Here is a 14,819-nt window from a genome sequence, read left to right on the forward strand (position 1 = left end):
TCGAACGGTATCGGCCGCCACCGACACGCGGTGCCCGCGGCACCCCGTGGCGACGACCGTGCCCGGCGGCGGTCCACCCGGGTGGGTGGCCCGCCGCCGGGCACCGACGACGGTCGGCGCGCGGCCGTCAGCGCGCGGCGATCACCGGCGCCTTGCGCGTCTCGAGCACCTGGTCCACCAGGCCGTAGTCCTTGGCCTGCGCGGCCGTGAGGATCTTGTCGCGCTCGATGTCCTCGCGGACCTGCTCGATGTCGCGGCCCGAGTGGTGCGCCAGCGTGTTCTCGAGCCACTCGCGCATGCGGATGAGCTCGTTGGCGTGGATCTCGATGTCCGACGCCTGCGCGTACGCGCCGCCCTCGATCGCGGGCTGGTGGATCAGCACGCGGGCGTTGGGCAGGGCGAGGCGCTTGCCCTCCTGGCCGGCGGCCAGGAGCACCGCGGCGGCCGAGGCCGCCTGGCCCAGGCACACCGTCTGGATCTGCGGGCGGATGTACTGCATGGTGTCGTACAGCGCCGTCATCGCGGTGAACGAGCCGCCCGGGCTGTTGATGTAGATGACGATGTCGCGGTCCGGGTCCTGGGACTCCAGCACCAGCAGCTGCGCCATGACGTCGTCGGCCGAGGCGTCGTCCACCTGCACGCCGAGGAAGATGATGCGGTCCTCGAACAGCTTGGTGTACGGGTCCTGGCGCTTGAAGCCGTAGGCGGTGCGCTCCTCGAACTGCGGCAGCACGTACCGGCTGCTCGGGGCGCCGTACGGCAGGCCGACGCCGCCCGGCCGGGCGAAGTCGCCGGCGAGACGGCCGGCGGTCGCCGCGAACTGCTCTGCACTCATGTGGCTCACGGGGGGTTTCTCCTTCGCGTTGGTCCGGTGCGGCGTCAGGACTGGTTGTTCATGCCGCCGCCGCCCGAGACCGAGGCGACGTTCTCGACCACGTGGTCGATGAAGCCGTACTCGAGCGCCTCCGGGGCGGTGAACCACTTGTCGCGGTCGTTGTCCTTGAGGACCTTCTCCAGCGGCTGACCGGTCTGCTCGGCGGTCAGCTCGGACAGGACCTGCTTCATGTGCATGATCAGCTGCGCGTTGATCCGCACGTCGGTGGCGGTGCCGCCGATGCCGCCCGAGGGCTGGTGCATCATCACGCGGGCGTGGGGCGTGGCGTAGCGCTTGCCCTTGGCGCCCGAGGAGAGCAGGAACTGGCCCATCGAGGCCGCCATGCCCATCGCCACCGTGGCGACGTCGGGCTTGACGAACTGCATGGTGTCGTAGATGGCCATGCCGGCGGTGATCGAGCCGCCCGGGCTGTTGATGTACAGCCAGATGTCCTTGTCCGGGTCCTCGGCGGCCAGCAGCATCATCTGCGCGCAGATCGCGTTCGCGTTCTCGTCGCGCACCTCCGACCCGAGCCAGATGATGCGCTCCCGCAGGAGCCGGTTGTAGATGGAGTCGTTGAGGCCGAGGCTGGCACCGTCGGCACGTCCGACGGGGGCCGTGCCGTCCATCCGCAGCAGGTCGTTCACGTCCGTACTCCTCACGTTCGTCGTCGCCTGACCCTAACGCGCGGCCCCCGGCCGAACGTCCCTGGCCGGGCCCGGTTTCGCTCACGGCGCATGGCGCCCCGGGGGCGGCCCCAGCACGGCGCTGCAGCGGCGGGACGACGACGGCCCGCACCGCCGGAGCGGTGCGGGCCGTCGTCGAGCGACGCGGGCCCCGAGGGGCCCGGGCGGTCACGCCTCGGTGGTCTCCTCGGCGTCCGCCTTCTTCGCGGTCTTGCGGGCCGGCTTCTTGGCCGGCTTCTCCTCGGCGGCCGTCTCGCCGGCGTCGTCGGCCTTCGCGGCGGCCTTCTTCGCCGGCGCCTTCTTCGCCGGGGCCTTCTTGGCCGGAGCCTTCTTGGCGGCCGGCTTCTCCTCGGCCTTCTCCTCGGCGGGGGCCTCGGCGGCCGGGGCCTCCTCCGGCGAGTCGGCGGACTCGGCGGACTCCGCCGACTCGGCGGACTCCGCGCTCTCAGCCGACTCGGCGGACTCCTCGGCGGTCGGGGCCTCGGCCGCGTCCTCCTCCTCCGAGCCGATGAACTCGGTCAGGTCGACGACGTTGCCGTCGGCGTCCTTGACCTCGATCGAGCGCAGGGCCACGGCCAGCGCCTTGGAGCGCGCGACCTCGCCGACCATGGCCGGGATCTGACCGCCCTGGTCGAGCGTGGAGATGAACTGCTGCGGGTCCATGCCGTACTGGCGCGAGGCCTGCACCAGGTACTCGATGAGCTCGTTCTGGCCGACCTTGACCTCGAGCTTCTCGGCGAGGGTGTCGAGCAGGATCTGGTTCTTGAGGGCCTCGGTGGCGTCGACGGTCACCTCGGCGCGGTGCGTGTCGTCCTCGAGGCGGTTCTCCGACTCCAGGTGACGGTGCACCTCGGCCTCGACGGCGCCCTGCGGCACCGGGATCTCGACGGCCTCGAGCAGCTTCTCGAGGAGCTGGTCGCGGGCGGTGACGGCCTGGTTCGACTTCTTGATCGAGGCGACCTGCTCGCGCAGGTCGGCGGTGAGCTCCTCGAGCGTGTCGAACTCCGAGGCGAGCTGGGCGAACTCGTCGTCCGCCTCGGGCAGGTCGCGCTGCTTGACGGTCGAGGCGGTGACGGTGACGTCGGCCTCCTCGCCCTCGTGCTCGCCGCCGGCCAGCGTGGCCTTGAAGGTGGTGGTCTCGCCGGCGGACAGGCCGGTGAGCGCCTCGTCCAGGCCCTCGAGCATGTTGCCCGAGCCGATCTGGTACGAGATGCCCGACACGGAGTCGACCTCCTCGTCGCCGATGACGGCCTTGAGGTCGATGACGACGTAGTCGCCCTCGGCGGCCGGGCGGTCGACGCCGACCAGCGTGCCGAAGCGCTCGCGCAGGGCGTCGAGGCGCTCGTTGACGTCCTCCTCGGTGACCTCGGTCGAGTCGACCGTGATCTCGAGGGCGTCCAGGGCGGGCAGCTCGATCTCCGGGCGGACCTCGACCTCGGCCTCGAACTTCAGCTGGCCCTCGCCGGCCTGGGCGGGGATCTCGGTGACCTCGACGGACGGCTGGCCGAGCGGACGCAGCTTCTGCTCCGAGGCGGCCTGGCCGTAGAAGCCCGACAGCGCGTCGTTGACCGCGTGCTCCACGACGGCGCCCCAGCCGACGCGCTGGTCGATGATGCGCGGGGGGACCTTGCCCTTGCGGAAGCCGGGGATCGTCACCTGCTCCGCGATGTGCTTGTAGGCGTGGTCGATGCTCGGCTTGAGCTCGTCGTAGTCCACCTCGACGGTCAGCTTGACCTTGGTGGGCTCCAGGGTCTCGACGGCGCTCTTCACTTCGATGGTCTCCAACTGTGATCGGGTGCGTGCGCGCGCGTCGGGTCTCGAGAGGCGTGCTTCGCCTGCCGTTAGCGGCGCGGGGTGCGCGCCCGTACGACGGGCGTACGGGCAACCCGTCCATCCTACGGCACCCCGGGCCGGCGCGACCTGCGCCCCCGCGTGCGGCCGGGCCCGGGCCGGGATACCACGGAGTCATGGCGTCCCCCATCCTGGCCGCGGTCTCGGCGGCAGAGCTCGTCAGCAGCGTCGTGGGCATGACCCGCTCGCTGCGCCACCGCCTGCCCCCGAAGCTGGCCGGCGTCGCGCCGCCGGCCGAGAACGGCACGCTCAACGCGCTGCTGCTCGGCACCGCCCAGTCGCCGCCGGTGTGGCTGATGGCGGTGCAGGGGTGGGCGACCTTCCAGGTGGCGCGCGCCAACGACCCCGTGGCGCAGAACGTGCTGCGCGGGATCGGCGCGGGGATGGCCGTCGGCCACCTCGTCGCCACCGACTCCCCGCTGTGGAAGGGCCGGCGCAGCCCCATGTCCACGCCGCTGTACGTCGTCGGGCTCGCCGGCGCCGTCGGCATGGCCGTGCTGGCGCGCCCGGGCGCCGCCAGGGTGCGCGACGAGGGGCTGCGCGGCTGGCCGGACAGCCCGCAGGGCGAGCGGATCTGACCGGCGTGGGCGGACGCTGACGACGAGGGCCCCGTGGCCGGCGTGCTCGCCGGCCGCGGGGCCCCCTCCGTACCGGTCGGGGTGACAGGATTTGAACCTGCGACCCTCTGCTCCCAAAGCAGATGCGCTACCAAGCTGCGCCACACCCCGGCGACCGCGGGCGTCCCGGCGGCCGCGGTCAGTCTAGAGCCGCGGGCAGCCGCAGGCGGACCGTCGGGTTCTTGCTAGGGTGAGGCCCGCGCTCGACGCCCCGCTCCCTCGCGGGGGTCCGTCGCAGCCGTGCGGGCGTAGCTCAATGGTAGAGCCCCAGTCTTCCAAACTGGCTACGCGGGTTCGATTCCCGTCGCCCGCTCCCTGTCCTCGTGCCGGCCCGCCGCGCGGTGAGCCGCCCGGTCCGCCGCCCGGTCCGCCGCCCGGTCCGCCGCGGCGCCCTCGGACGCCGCGACGTCGGCCTCCACCTCGGCCCACCACGGCCCGTAGCCGAGCCGCGCCTGCTCCGCGGCCACCACCTCGCGCGCCAGGCCCGCCGTCGTCACGTCGACCGCCGCCGTCGCCGCCGCCACGGACGACGCACGCACGTAGTCGTCGAAGACCTCGCGCTTGCCGGCCAGCAGCGCCACGACCCGCTCGTCGACGCTCCCCTCGGCCAGCAGCCGGTGCGCGCGCACCGTGCGCGCCTGCCCCATGCGGTGCAGGCGCGCGACCGCCTGCTCCTCGGCCGCCGGCGTCAGCTGCGGCTCGCACAGCACGACGACGCTCGCCGCCTGCAGGTTGAGGCCCGTGCCGCCCACCGTCACCTGCGCGAGCAGCACCGGCGCGTCGGTGTCGGCGGTGAAGGCGTCCACCAGCGCGGCGCGCCCGGCGACGGGCACGTCGCCGCTGAGCGGGCCGTGCACCGGCACGCCGCGCTCCCCCAGGGCCCGTCCCGCGACGTCGAGCACGTCCTTGAAGTAGGAGAAGACGACGGTGGCGCGCCCCTCCTCCCGCGCCGCGTCCACGATCTCGAGCAGGCGGGCGAGCTTGGCGCAGCGCCGCGGCCCGCCGTCGCCGGCCGCCCACGCCGCGCGGCGCATCGCCATGAGGTTCCCCGCGGCGACGGCCTCGCGGTAGTGCCGCGCGTCCTCGGCCGTGGGCTCCACCCAGTCGTCCGCCGCCAGCACGCCCGGCAGCTCGACGAGCACGTCGGCCTGGTTGCGGCGCAGGTACACCGGCGCCACGGCGCGGCGGAACCCGTCCGGGCCGAGCAGCGCCAGGGACCGCGGCAGCCGGTCCACCAGCTCGGGCTGCAAGACGCGCACCAGGGCGAGGAAGTCCTCGAGCCGGTTGTCCATGGGCGTGCCGGTGAGCATGAGCACCCGCCACACCCGCTGCGCCCACGCCCCCACGGCGCGGGCCCGGCGGGTCGCCGGGTTCTTGACGTAGTGCGCCTCGTCGACGACGAGCAGCCCGACTTCGGTGCCGTCCGCCGGCACGTGCGCCAGGCCCTCGTAGGAGGTGATCGCGACGCCGCCGCCGGTGCGCCAGGCCTCGGCCGCGGCGTCGCGCCCGGGGCCGTGCAGCCGGTGGGCGACGAGCGTGGTGCGGGCCGCGACCTCGCGTGCCCACGTGGCCAGCAGGCTCGCGGGGCACACGACGAGGAAGCGGCGCTCGCCGGCCGCCGCGAGGTCGGACATCACCGCGAGCGCCTGGACGGTCTTGCCCAGGCCCATCTCGTCGCCGAGCAGGGCCCGGCCCTGGTTGAGCGCGAACCGGGCGCCGAACTGCTGGTAGCCGCGCAGCGCCACGGTCATCGCGGACAGGTCGAGCGGGCGGGCCTCGACCCGCTCGACGAGGTCGGTGGGCAGCAGGCCGCGCGCGGCGAGCGCGGTCGCGGCCTGCGGCGCGACGTCCTCCAGGACCGTCCAGTACTCGGCCGCGCGCGCCACAAAGTCGCGCGCGAGGTCGAACGGGCCCGGGTCGGGGCGCGCGACGGCGGCCTGCAGGTCGGCGACGACGCGCGGCAGGTCCGTGCCCGCCAGCCACGGGTCCCACGCCTGCAGGGCCGCCAGCGCCGCCCGGGCCTCGCGGCGGGTGCGCGGCAGCGAGAGGACCAGCCGCAGCGCGGAGCCGGCGCGCCGGGCGGCCGGCAGGGCGGCGCCGGCGGTGCGGGCGTAGTCGGCCAGCGCCGTGCGGTGCGGCTCGACGAGCGGGCGCAGCCGCAGCAGCCGGTGCAGCAGCGCGAGCAGGCGCTCGGCGCCCTCGGGCGCCGGCAGCCCGGCCCGGTCGACCTCCACGCGCAGCGGCCGCAGGCCGGCGGCGGCGCGGGCGAGCTGGTCGACGGCCGCGACGACGGCCTTGGCGGTGGCCGGGCCCACGCCCGGCAGGGCGTCGAGCTCCTGCGGGCCGACGCCGAGCAGGTCCGCCGCCGTGGCGTACCCGGCGGCCTGGACGGCCGCGAGGCGCAGGTTGCGGTCGGTGGTCTCCCCCAGCCGCTCGACGGGCACCAGGGCGAGCTCCGTGCGCACGCGGCGCCGCTCGTCGTCGGCGACCCACGCGGCCACGGCGACGACGGTGGCGTCGAGGTGGTCGAGCACCCCGCGGGCCGCCGCGACGAGGGCGGCGTGCCGGTCCACGACCTCCCGCGCCGCCCGGCCGGCCGGGACGGCTGCGGGGGCCGCGCCGTCGGGAACCGCGCCGTCGGGACCGGGGGCGGCGGGGTGGGCGGCGGGCACGCCCCGCAGCCTAGGGGCGGCGGTACCGGACGTCATGCCGGCCTCGACCGTCTGTTCGGTGGTTCGTCGGCCGGTCGGCGGTCCGGATCGCCGATCAGCCACCGAATCACCGAACGGACCGGTGATGCTCCGTGCCCTGACACGCGGGGCCGACGCCGCCCGCGGCGCGCCGGGACGCCGGGCCTGGCGCCGGGCCTGCCGGAGTGGCTAGGTTGTCCGTAGGAAACAGCAGGCCACGTGGCCCGGCCCCCGAGCCGGGCCGGCTGCAGCACAGGTCGCGCACGGAGGGAGCCGAGCATGCGCACGCGCACCGTCGTCCGCACCGCCCTCCCCGCCTGCGGCTCGCCCACCTGCAGCGGGCCGGCCGCCCGCCCCGTGACGCCGCGCGCCTGTCGCTGTCTCTAGGGCGTCCACCCCACGCCTGACCCGCCGCCGGACCCGGCGCGGGCCGCGGCGCCCGTGCGACGCCCGCCGCGCCCGACCGCTCCAGGACACCCCGGGATGCTCCGGTGGCGCGACGCCCCGCCCGTGACCAGGCTGGCCACGTCAACCCCTCGCGACGCGGCCGCCGCACGCCCGGCTGCTGACCAGACCGACCTGCCCCGAGACCCCGCTCGAAACCCCGCCCGAGACCCCGCTAGAGACCCCGCTAGAGACAAGGACTGACTCACGATGGCCCGCATCTACGACGACGCGACCCAGCTCATCGGCGGCACCCCGCTGGTGCGCCTCAACAAGCTCACCGAGGGCCTCGGCGCCACGGTGCTCGCCAAGCTGGAGTTCTACAACCCCGCCAACTCGGTGAAGGACCGCATCGGCGTCGCCATCATCGACGCCGCCGAGGCCTCCGGCGCGCTGCAGCCGGGCGGCACGATCGTCGAGGGCACGTCGGGCAACACCGGCATCGCCCTGGCCTGGGTCGGCGCGGCGCGCGGCTACGACGTGGTGCTGGCCATGCCGGAGACCATGTCGAAGGAGCGCCGCGCCCTGCTGCGCGCGTTCGGTGCCGAGCTGGTGCTGACGCCGGGGTCGGAGGGCATGAAGGGCGCCGTCGCCGCGGCCGAGCGCATCGCCGCGGAGCGCCCCGGCGCGATCCTGGCGCGCCAGTTCGCCAACCCGGCCAACGTCGAGGTCCACCGCCGCACCACGGCCGAGGAGATCTGGGCCGACACCGACGGTGCCGTGGACGTGGTGGTCGCGGGCATCGGCACCGGCGGCACCGTCACCGGCGTGGGGCAGGTGCTCAAGGACCGCAAGCCCGGGCTGAAGGTCGTCGCCGTCGAGCCCGAGGAGTCGCCGATCCTCAACGGCGGCGCCCCCGGCCCGCACAAGATCCAGGGCATCGGCGCCAACTTCATCCCGGAGATCCTCGACACCGGGATCTACGACGAGGTGATCGACGTCGACGCCGACACGTCGGTCGAGTGGGCACGGCGCGCGGCCAAGGAGGAGGGTCTGCTCGTGGGGATCTCCTCGGGCGCGGCGCTGGCCGCGGCCGTCGAGCTGGCGGGCCGTCCCGAGCACGCGGGCCAGACGATCGTCGTCGTCGTGCCCGACTTCGGTGAGCGCTACCTGTCCACCATCCTGTACTCCGACCTGATGGACTGACGTGACCGACCTGCGCGCCGTGCGGGAGGCGACCGTCGACGGTCGCCCCTCCGCCGAGCCCGAGCACCCCATGCCGCCGGGGCACCGCCCGGGGCTGCGCCACCTGTGGGAGATCCTCCAGGAGGACCTCGCGGCGGCGCACGCCCACGACCCGGCGGCGCGCACCCGCCTCGAGGTGGCCCTCGGCTACCCCGGCGTGCACGCGCTGTGGGTGCACCGGCTCTCGCACCGGATGTGGCACCACCCGCCGCTGCGGCTGGCGGCCCGCCTGCTGTCGCAGGTCGCGCGGTTCGTCACCGGCATCGAGATCCACCCCGGCGCGGTGATCGGCCGCCGGCTGTTCATCGACCACGGCATGGGCGTGGTGATCGGCGAGACCGCCGTGATCGGCTCGGACTGCATCCTGTTCCACGGCTCCACGCTGGGCGGGCGGTCGATGACGCGCGGCAAGCGGCACCCCACGCTCGGCGACCGCGTCATGGTCGGCGCGGGCGCCAAGGTGCTCGGGCCGGTGACGCTCGGCGACGACGTGCAGGTCGGCGCGAACGCCGTCGTGGTCAAGGACGTGCCCGCCGGCGCGGTGGCGCTCGGCGTCCCGGCGCAGGTGCGCATGCCTCGGCAGCCCGCCGCCGAGCGGGACAACCACTCCGACCCGGCGCTGCTCATCGAGTACATGATCTGACCGCCCGCCCCGGGCTCCGGGGCGCACGACGACGGGGGTGCGGCCGCACGGCCGCACCCCCGTCGTCGTCTGTCGCCGTCTCCCGGCGCGGCGCATTGTTCGTGTTGGGCTAGAACAAGTAGCCTTGCACCATGCTCTGGACCGTCGACCCTGCCGCCGAGGAGCCGCTGTACGCCCAGCTCGTGGCGCAGGTGCACCTGGCGCTCGCCCGCGGCGAGCTCGGCCCGGGCGACCGCCTGCCTGCCGCGCGGGAGCTGGCCGCCTCGCTCGAGGTCAACGTCCACACGGTGCTGCACGCTTACCAGCAGCTGCGCGACGACGGCGTGCTCGAGCTGCGCCGGGGGCGCGGCGCCGTCGTGGTCCAGGGCGCCGGGACGGCCGGCCGCGACCTGACCGCCGTCGAGCGCGCCCTCGCGGCGTTCGTCGACGCGGCCCGGGGCGCCGGCCTGCCCCCCGAGGCCACCACCACCCTGCTCAAGGAGGCGCTCAAGGGATGACCCTGACGACGACCGACCACCGAGGGCGTGCGCGCCGCGGCGCCCCCGCCCGCTACCCCGCGCTCGCGGCGGGCGCCGCGGGCCTGGCCCTCCCCCTCGCCGCCGCGGCGGTCGCCTGGGGCTGGCGGGACGAGCTGCCGGACCCCGTGGCGAGCCACTGGTCCGGCGCGCGCGCCGACGGCTTCATGAGCCTGGAGGCCGACCTCGCCGTGATGGTCGGCACCACCGCGCTGCTCGCCGCGCTGTTCACCGCCATGGGCGTGCGCGCGGGGCAGGCCGCCGCCACGCGGCGTCTCACCGCAGCCCTGTCGGTCGGGACCGGCGCCATGCTCGCCGTGCTCGTGACCGGCAGCCTCGCCGCGCAGCGCGGCCTCGCGGACGCCGCGGCCGCGCCGGCGCCCGGCACCCCGACGGCGCTCGGCCTCGCCGCGATGGTCGCGCTCGGCGCGGTGACGTGGTTCCTGGTGCCGGGCGACCCGCCCAGCCCCGCCCGCGAGGCCGTCCCCGCCGACGCGCCGCGCATCGAGCTCGGCGCGGGCGAGCGCGCCGTGTGGCTGCGCCGCACCGCCGGCGGCCTCGGCATCGCGGTGGGGGCGGTCGCGCTCCTGGTGGCCACCGCCACCGCCGTCGCCACCGGCACGTGGGGCGCCCTCGTGGTGCCGCTCGTGCTCGCGCTCGCGCTGACCGCGATGTTCGCCTTCACGGTGCGGGTCGACGCCGCCGGCCTGACCGTCCGCTCCGCCCTCGGCTGGCCGCGGTCGCACGCGCCCGCCGGCGAGGTCGAGCGGGCCTCGGTGGTCGAGGTGAGCCCGCTGCGCGACTTCGGCGGCTGGGGCTGGCGCGTCGGCCGTGGCGGCCGGGTCGGCGTCGTGCTGCGCGCGGGCGAGGCGCTGCTCGTGGAGCGCACCGGCGGGCGGTCGCTGGTGGTCACGGTCGACGACGCCGCCACCGCCGCCGCGCTGCTCAACACGATGGCGGAGCGGGCACGGTGAGCCGCCGCCCCGCTCCCGCCCCGCCGGCCGCCGCACGCGCCCCGGGCGCCTCGTCGGGCGCGGGCACGCCCGCCGGCCGGCGCGGGCCGGTCGTCTTCGTCGTGCTGGCGTTCGCGCTCGCGTGGCTCGCCGCCGCCCCGCTGTACGCGACGGGCGGACTGGCCAGCCCGTACTTCCTGCCGGTGTCGCTGCTGGTGATGACGACGCCGGCGATCGCCGCCCTCGTGACGGTGCGGTGGGTCGAGGGCGACCGCGCGGTGTGGTCGCGGCTCGGCGCGGTATCCCGCGGCCGGTCCGCCGCCGCGGTCCTCGGCTGGTCGGGCGTCGCGTTCGGCGTGCTGCTGGGCACGGTGCTGGTCGCACTGCTCGTCGGGGCGCTGCTGGGCGTCTACCCCGCGGACGTCACGGGCCTCTCGGGGCTGCGGGCCGTCCTGGACGCGCAGCTCGAGGCCGCCGGCGCCCCGCCGGTCGCCGTGCCCCTCGGGGTGGTGCTGGTCGGCCAGGTCGCGGGCGTCGTGGTGGGCTCGGTCGTCAACACGGTGCCCGCGGCCGGCGAGGAGCTCGGCTGGCGCGGCTACCTCTTCCCCCGCCTGCTGCCGCTCGGCGCGGTCCCGGCCGTCCTGGTCTCCGGCGTCGTCTGGGGGCTGTGGCACGCGCCGCTGGTGCTGCTCGGCTACAACTACCCGGGCGCGCACCCGGTGGTGGCGCTGGCCGCGATGTGCGGGATGTGCACCGTCGTCGGCGGGCTCCTCGCCTGGCTGCGGCAGCGGTCCGGCTCGGTGTGGCCCGCTGCGCTCGGGCACGGCACGCTCAACGCGGCCGCCGGGCTGAGCGTGGTGCTGGCCCGGGCCGGCGAGCCCGTGGACACGGTGCACGCGACGGTCCTCGGCTGGTCCGGGTGGATCGTGCCGGCCGTGGTGCTCGCGGTGCTCGTGGGGCGCGGGGCGCTACGGCCGCGGGTGGCCGGCTGAGCGGTCGGCGTCCGGGCCGCCGCCGGCCGGCTCCCCGCCGCCCCGGTGGGCGCGGGCGAGCGGCGCGGGCGCCGTCGCCAGCCACGCGTCCTCCAGCGCCTCGGCCAGCTCGGCGGCCCCCACGGCGTCGAGCCGCACCAGCACGACGGGGTGGCCGTCCAGGTGCGGGATGGTGAAGGCGGCGGCCGGGCGCGCGGCGAGCACCGCCTCCTTCTCGCCCAGGTCCTCCACGGCCAGAGCGAGGATCGGACCCGTCGGCACGGGTCCGGCGCCGAAACGGCGCACGTCGGCCCTCGAGAACGGCCGCAGCCACGCGAACCGCCGTCCGCCCACGAGCCAGGCCCGGTGGCCGTAGGAGGTGCCCTCCTCGACCCCGGGCAGCGCGGCCGCGAGCCGCGCGACGTCGTCGACGGTGACCACGTGCCGACCGTAGCCCGGCGGCCGGCGGTCGGCACGCGGCCGCGTCGGCCCGCCCGCGCCCCCGCGGCGCGGGCGGGCGGGCGCCGTCAGCGGAAGCGGCGGCCCTCGTCGCGGCGGTAGGCCGTCACCGCGAGCGCGCCGAGCACCACGACCCAGCCCGCGAGCACGGCCCAGGCGGCGCCGTACCCGGGCTGGCCGGTGAGGGCCTGCACCAGCAGGTCGCGCCCGGCACGCGTCGGCGTCGCCTGGGAGATCCCGTCCAGCCAGCCCGGGAAGAACTGCGGCGGCATGAACAGCCCGCCCGCGAACGCCAGCGGGAACAGGATCACCTGCACCACGGGCAGCGCGGCCTTGGCCGGCAGCGCGTACCCCACGGCCATGCCGAGCAGCACGAACGGCACGGAGACCAGCAGGATCGTGCCGACCCCGGCGAGGAGGCGCGGGGCGGTGACGCTCGCCTCGGTGAACAGCCAGCCGATGCCCACCAGCGGCACGAGGCCGAACAGGGCGAAGATCGCGCCGGTGCCGATCCGCGCCACCATCCGCGGCGCCGGGCCGGCCGGCAGGGAGCGCAGGAACGGGTCGAACGGCAGCTGCCGGTCCTCGGCCACGCCGAGACCGTAGGTGAACAGGCTGGCCGAGCACACGGCGAACAGGCCGAGCGAGGCCACGGCCGTGGTCGCCGCCAGCGGGTCGCCCGCGACGGACTCCTGAGGCACCACGAAGAAGAACATCGCCAGCGCGGGGAACAGCAGGTTGCCGAGCACCGCGATGGGCACCCGCACGGTCTCGAGGAACTGGTACCGCAGGTGCAGCCAGGTCAGCCGGAAGGTGCCGGGCCGGGCGGCGGGACGCCGTCCCGCCGGAGCCCCGCCGGTACCGGGCGCGTGCGTCGTCGTGCTCATCGGACCGTCTCCCCCGTCGTCGACCCCGTCGTTACCGCCTGCCCGCCCGCCGTCGCGCCCGAGGTCATCTGCTCGAACGCCTCCTCCAGGCTCGCGCCGCGGACCTCGAGGCCGTGGAACGCGACGCCGGACAGCACGAGGTCGCGCACCAGCGCGTCCGCGTCGGCCGTGTAGACCTCCTGCCGGTCGCCGCCGGTCGCGCGCTCGGCACGCACCACGCCCGGGCGGCCGGACAGGTCCTCGTCGCTGTGCACGACGACGCGGCGCAGCGACACCTGCTGCAAGATCTGCTCGAGCGGCGCGTCGGCCCGCACCCGGCCCTGGTCGATGACCACGACGCGCTGGGCGAGCGCCTGCACCTCCTCGAGGTAGTGGCTGGTCAGCAGCACGGTGCCGCCGCCGGCGTGGTAGGCGCGCACCGCCTCCCACAGCGCCTGGCGGGCACCGACGTCGAGGCCGGTGGTCGGCTCGTCGAGGAGCACGACGCGCGGGCGGCCGACCAGGGCGAGCGCCACCGCGAGGCGGCGCTTCTGCCCGCCGGACATCGCGCCGGTCTGCCGGCCGGCGAGCGCGGTGAGCCCGAACTGCTCGAGCAGGTCGCCGGTGGGCACCGGGTCGGGGTAGTGCCCGCCGACGAAGTCCACGACCTCGCGCACCTTGAGCGTCGCGGGCAGGCCCGTCTCCTGCGGCGTGATGCCCAGCCCGACGCGGGACGCGGCGTCGCGCGGGTCGCCGCCGAGCAGGCGCACGGTGCCGGCGTCGGGCCCGCGCAGGCCGCTGACCAGGGACAGCAGGGTGGACTTGCCGGCGCCGTTGGGGCCGAGCAGGCCCACGAGCTCGCCGGGGGCGACGGAGAGGGACACGTCGTCGAGCGCGACGACGGCGCCGAAGCGGCGGGTCACGCGCGACGCCGCGATCACGGGCGCGGCGCCGGCGGCAGCCTGCGCCGTGTGCGGCGGGGCGTGCGGCGGGGCGTTTGGGCTGGGCGGGGTGGTCATGATCCGGCTCCCTTCAGGAGGGCGTCGAGCGCCTCGGTGTAGTCGTCGAAGGCGCGGCGGCCGCGCGGAGTCAGGGCGACGTAGGTGGCGGGCGTGCGGCCCTCGTGGGTCTTGGTGACGGCCACGTACCCGGCGTCCTCGAGCTTGCGCAGGTGGGTGGACAGGTTGCCCGCGGTCATCTCGAGCAGCTTCTGGAGCTTGGGGAAGGACAGCTCGTCGCCGGCGGCGAGCGCCGCCAGCGTCGCGACGAGCCGCAGCCGGGCGGGCGCGTGGATGACGGGGTCCAGGGCCTCAGGCACGGGACGGCCCATCCCCCGCCGCCACCGACGGCACCGCCGCGCGGCCGGCGCGCCGGCGCCGGGACCGCAGCACCTGCTCCAGCGCCGCGAGCAGCAGGAACCCGCCGCCGCCGGCGAGCGCCATCACCAGGTACGTCAGCGGGATGCCGACGAACGAGGCCACGGCCGCGACCAGCAGGATCCACACGCCGAGCACGTAGAGCCGGGTCTCGCCGAACACCATGCCGCCGGCGAGGTAGAGCAGGCCGACGACGAGGCAGGCGGTCGCGTTGCTCGCCAGGCCCATCACCTCGGGGCTCGCCCCGGCGCGGGCCAGCCCGCCCTGGATGAAGGCGATCGCGAGGAAGCCCAGGAACCACGCCCAGCCGTACAGGGCGCCGGTGCGGGCGCTGGCTCCCCGGGTGCCGGCGGTGCGGGTCACGGTGTGGACGATGGTGAAGGCCACCGCAGCGAGGATCGCGCCGCCGAAGACGGCGAACGCCCACGGCTCGGGCTGCCCGGACGCGCCGGCCGCGCCGTCGGCCGTGCGCCGCGAGCTCGACCAGAGGCACAGGTAGCCCGCGAGCCAGGCGACGCCCCACGCGGCGTAGAGGGCGCGCCCGTCCGGCTCGGTGGCGGCGCGGGCGCGCTCCTGCTGCTCGCGGATGAGCCGCAGGCTGGCCGCCGCGTCGAGCGTCACCTCGCCGGGCTCGTCGGGCCTGCCGGTGCGGGCGTCGTCGGTCATGGGGTTCCTCTCGGTCGGTGCTG

The 14,819-nt window shown here is 76.1% G+C and carries 15 protein-coding genes and 2 tRNA genes; 7 read left to right on the forward strand and 10 right to left on the reverse strand.

The annotated features are described in order from the left end of the window. Positions 1–127: 127 nt before the first annotated feature. The 3 genes from U5M74_RS04070 to tig all read right to left on the reverse strand — a co-directional run bounded on the left by U5M74_RS04070 (position 128) and on the right by tig (position 3,330). Positions 128–835, reverse strand: coding sequence for an ATP-dependent Clp protease proteolytic subunit (locus U5M74_RS04070; protein WP_410906850.1), 708 nt, complete (start codon positions 833–835; stop codon positions 128–130). Positions 836–879: 44 nt separating this feature from the next. Then, positions 880–1,503: an ATP-dependent Clp protease proteolytic subunit gene (locus U5M74_RS04075; RefSeq protein WP_069983223.1), complete on the reverse strand. Its 624-nt coding sequence runs from the start codon at positions 1,501–1,503 to the stop codon at positions 880–882. A 225-nt stretch (positions 1,504–1,728) separates the two neighbouring features. Next, positions 1,729–3,330 carry a trigger factor gene (tig, locus tag U5M74_RS04080; protein ID WP_410906852.1) on the reverse strand — a complete coding sequence of 534 codons (1,602 nt, stop codon included), beginning with the start codon at positions 3,328–3,330 and terminating at the stop codon, positions 1,729–1,731. Positions 3,331–3,527: 197 nt separating this feature from the next. Between tig and U5M74_RS04085 the strand changes: the two genes are divergently transcribed. After that, on the forward strand, positions 3,528–3,989 hold the full coding sequence (locus U5M74_RS04085; RefSeq protein WP_410906413.1) for a hypothetical protein: 462 nt from the start codon (positions 3,528–3,530) through the stop codon (positions 3,987–3,989). Between the two features lie 76 nt (positions 3,990–4,065). Here U5M74_RS04085 and U5M74_RS04090 read toward each other — a convergent pair. Further along, positions 4,066–4,139 (reverse strand) — tRNA-Pro (locus tag U5M74_RS04090). 131 nt (positions 4,140–4,270) lie between these two features. On the opposite strand from U5M74_RS04090, the gene U5M74_RS04095 reads away from it, so the two are divergent. After that, positions 4,271–4,341: transfer RNA gene (locus U5M74_RS04095), tRNA-Gly, on the forward strand. Here the strand turns inward: U5M74_RS04095 and U5M74_RS04100 are convergent. Continuing rightward, positions 4,313–6,700: a DEAD/DEAH box helicase gene (locus tag U5M74_RS04100; protein WP_410906415.1), complete on the reverse strand. Its 2,388-nt coding sequence runs from the start codon at positions 6,698–6,700 to the stop codon at positions 4,313–4,315. The genes U5M74_RS04095 and U5M74_RS04100 overlap by 29 nt on opposite strands. 672 nt (positions 6,701–7,372) lie before the next feature. Between U5M74_RS04100 and cysK the strand changes: the two genes are divergently transcribed. From cysK to U5M74_RS04125, 5 genes are all read left to right on the forward strand, one after another. Beyond that, complete coding sequence (gene cysK / locus U5M74_RS04105; RefSeq protein WP_410906417.1) at positions 7,373–8,308, forward strand: cysteine synthase A; 936 nt, start codon at positions 7,373–7,375, stop codon at positions 8,306–8,308. Positions 8,309–8,378: 70 nt separating this feature from the next. Further along, on the forward strand, positions 8,379–8,990 hold the full coding sequence (gene epsC, locus U5M74_RS04110) for a serine O-acetyltransferase EpsC (RefSeq protein ID WP_410906854.1): 612 nt from the start codon (positions 8,379–8,381) through the stop codon (positions 8,988–8,990). Positions 8,991–9,121: 131 nt separating this feature from the next. Next, a complete protein-coding gene (locus U5M74_RS04115; RefSeq protein WP_410906419.1) occupies positions 9,122–9,487 on the forward strand; it encodes a GntR family transcriptional regulator in 366 nt (121 codons plus the stop codon). Next, entirely contained in the window at positions 9,484–10,479 is a 996-nt protein-coding gene (locus tag U5M74_RS04120; protein WP_410906421.1) for a DUF1648 domain-containing protein, read from the forward strand. Before U5M74_RS04115 ends, U5M74_RS04120 begins: the two co-directional genes overlap by 4 nt. After that, positions 10,476–11,450 carry a CPBP family intramembrane glutamic endopeptidase gene (locus U5M74_RS04125; RefSeq protein WP_410906423.1) on the forward strand — a complete coding sequence of 325 codons (975 nt, stop codon included), beginning with the start codon at positions 10,476–10,478 and terminating at the stop codon, positions 11,448–11,450. The genes U5M74_RS04120 and U5M74_RS04125 overlap by 4 nt, the downstream gene beginning before the upstream one ends. Here the strand turns inward: U5M74_RS04125 and U5M74_RS04130 are convergent. From U5M74_RS04130 to U5M74_RS04150, 5 genes are all read right to left on the reverse strand, one after another. Continuing rightward, on the reverse strand, positions 11,427–11,870 hold the full coding sequence (locus U5M74_RS04130) for an MmcQ/YjbR family DNA-binding protein (protein WP_410906425.1): 444 nt from the start codon (positions 11,868–11,870) through the stop codon (positions 11,427–11,429). The genes U5M74_RS04125 and U5M74_RS04130 overlap by 24 nt on opposite strands. 86 nt (positions 11,871–11,956) lie before the next feature. Continuing rightward, entirely contained in the window at positions 11,957–12,775 is an 819-nt protein-coding gene (locus U5M74_RS04135) for an ABC transporter permease (RefSeq protein ID WP_410906427.1), read from the reverse strand. Then, positions 12,772–13,773 (reverse strand): ABC transporter ATP-binding protein, encoded by a 1,002-nt coding sequence (locus U5M74_RS04140; RefSeq protein WP_410906429.1) that lies wholly within the window; start codon positions 13,771–13,773, stop codon positions 12,772–12,774. Before U5M74_RS04140 ends, U5M74_RS04135 begins: the two co-directional genes overlap by 4 nt. Then, on the reverse strand, positions 13,770–14,072 hold the full coding sequence (locus U5M74_RS04145) for a transcriptional regulator (protein ID WP_410906431.1): 303 nt from the start codon (positions 14,070–14,072) through the stop codon (positions 13,770–13,772). The genes U5M74_RS04140 and U5M74_RS04145 overlap by 4 nt, the downstream gene beginning before the upstream one ends. Continuing rightward, complete coding sequence (locus U5M74_RS04150) at positions 14,065–14,796, reverse strand: hypothetical protein (protein ID WP_410906433.1); 732 nt, start codon at positions 14,794–14,796, stop codon at positions 14,065–14,067. Before U5M74_RS04150 ends, U5M74_RS04145 begins: the two co-directional genes overlap by 8 nt. Between the last annotated feature and the right edge of the window lie 23 nt (positions 14,797–14,819).

It is taken from the genome of Puerhibacterium sp. TATVAM-FAB25 (genome assembly GCF_046535855.1).
GTDB classification, from domain to species: domain Bacteria; phylum Actinomycetota; class Actinomycetes; order Actinomycetales; family Cellulomonadaceae; genus Puerhibacterium; species Puerhibacterium variabilis_A.

Bases quoted from the DNA above. Each gene is read 5' to 3' on its own strand.
- U5M74_RS04120 (WP_410906421.1), top strand. From the start codon at position 9,484: ATGACCCTGACGACGACCGACCACCGAGGGCGTGCGCGCCGCGGCGCC.
- epsC (WP_410906854.1), top strand. From the start codon at position 8,379: ATGCCGCCGGGGCACCGCCCGGGGCTGCGCCACCTGTGGGAGATCCTC.
- U5M74_RS04135 (WP_410906427.1), bottom strand. From the start codon at position 12,775: ATGAGCACGACGACGCACGCGCCCGGTACCGGCGGGGCTCCGGCGGGA.
- U5M74_RS04075 (WP_069983223.1), bottom strand. From the start codon at position 1,503: ATGGACGGCACGGCCCCCGTCGGACGTGCCGACGGTGCCAGCCTCGGC.
- U5M74_RS04150 (WP_410906433.1), bottom strand. From the start codon at position 14,796: ATGACCGACGACGCCCGCACCGGCAGGCCCGACGAGCCCGGCGAGGTG.
- U5M74_RS04140 (WP_410906429.1), bottom strand. From the start codon at position 13,773: ATGACCACCCCGCCCAGCCCAAACGCCCCGCCGCACGCCCCGCCGCAC.
- U5M74_RS04085 (WP_410906413.1), top strand. From the start codon at position 3,528: ATGGCGTCCCCCATCCTGGCCGCGGTCTCGGCGGCAGAGCTCGTCAGC.
- U5M74_RS04070 (WP_410906850.1), bottom strand. From the start codon at position 835: ATGAGTGCAGAGCAGTTCGCGGCGACCGCCGGCCGTCTCGCCGGCGAC.
- cysK (WP_410906417.1), top strand. From the start codon at position 7,373: ATGGCCCGCATCTACGACGACGCGACCCAGCTCATCGGCGGCACCCCG.
- U5M74_RS04115 (WP_410906419.1), top strand. From the start codon at position 9,122: ATGCTCTGGACCGTCGACCCTGCCGCCGAGGAGCCGCTGTACGCCCAG.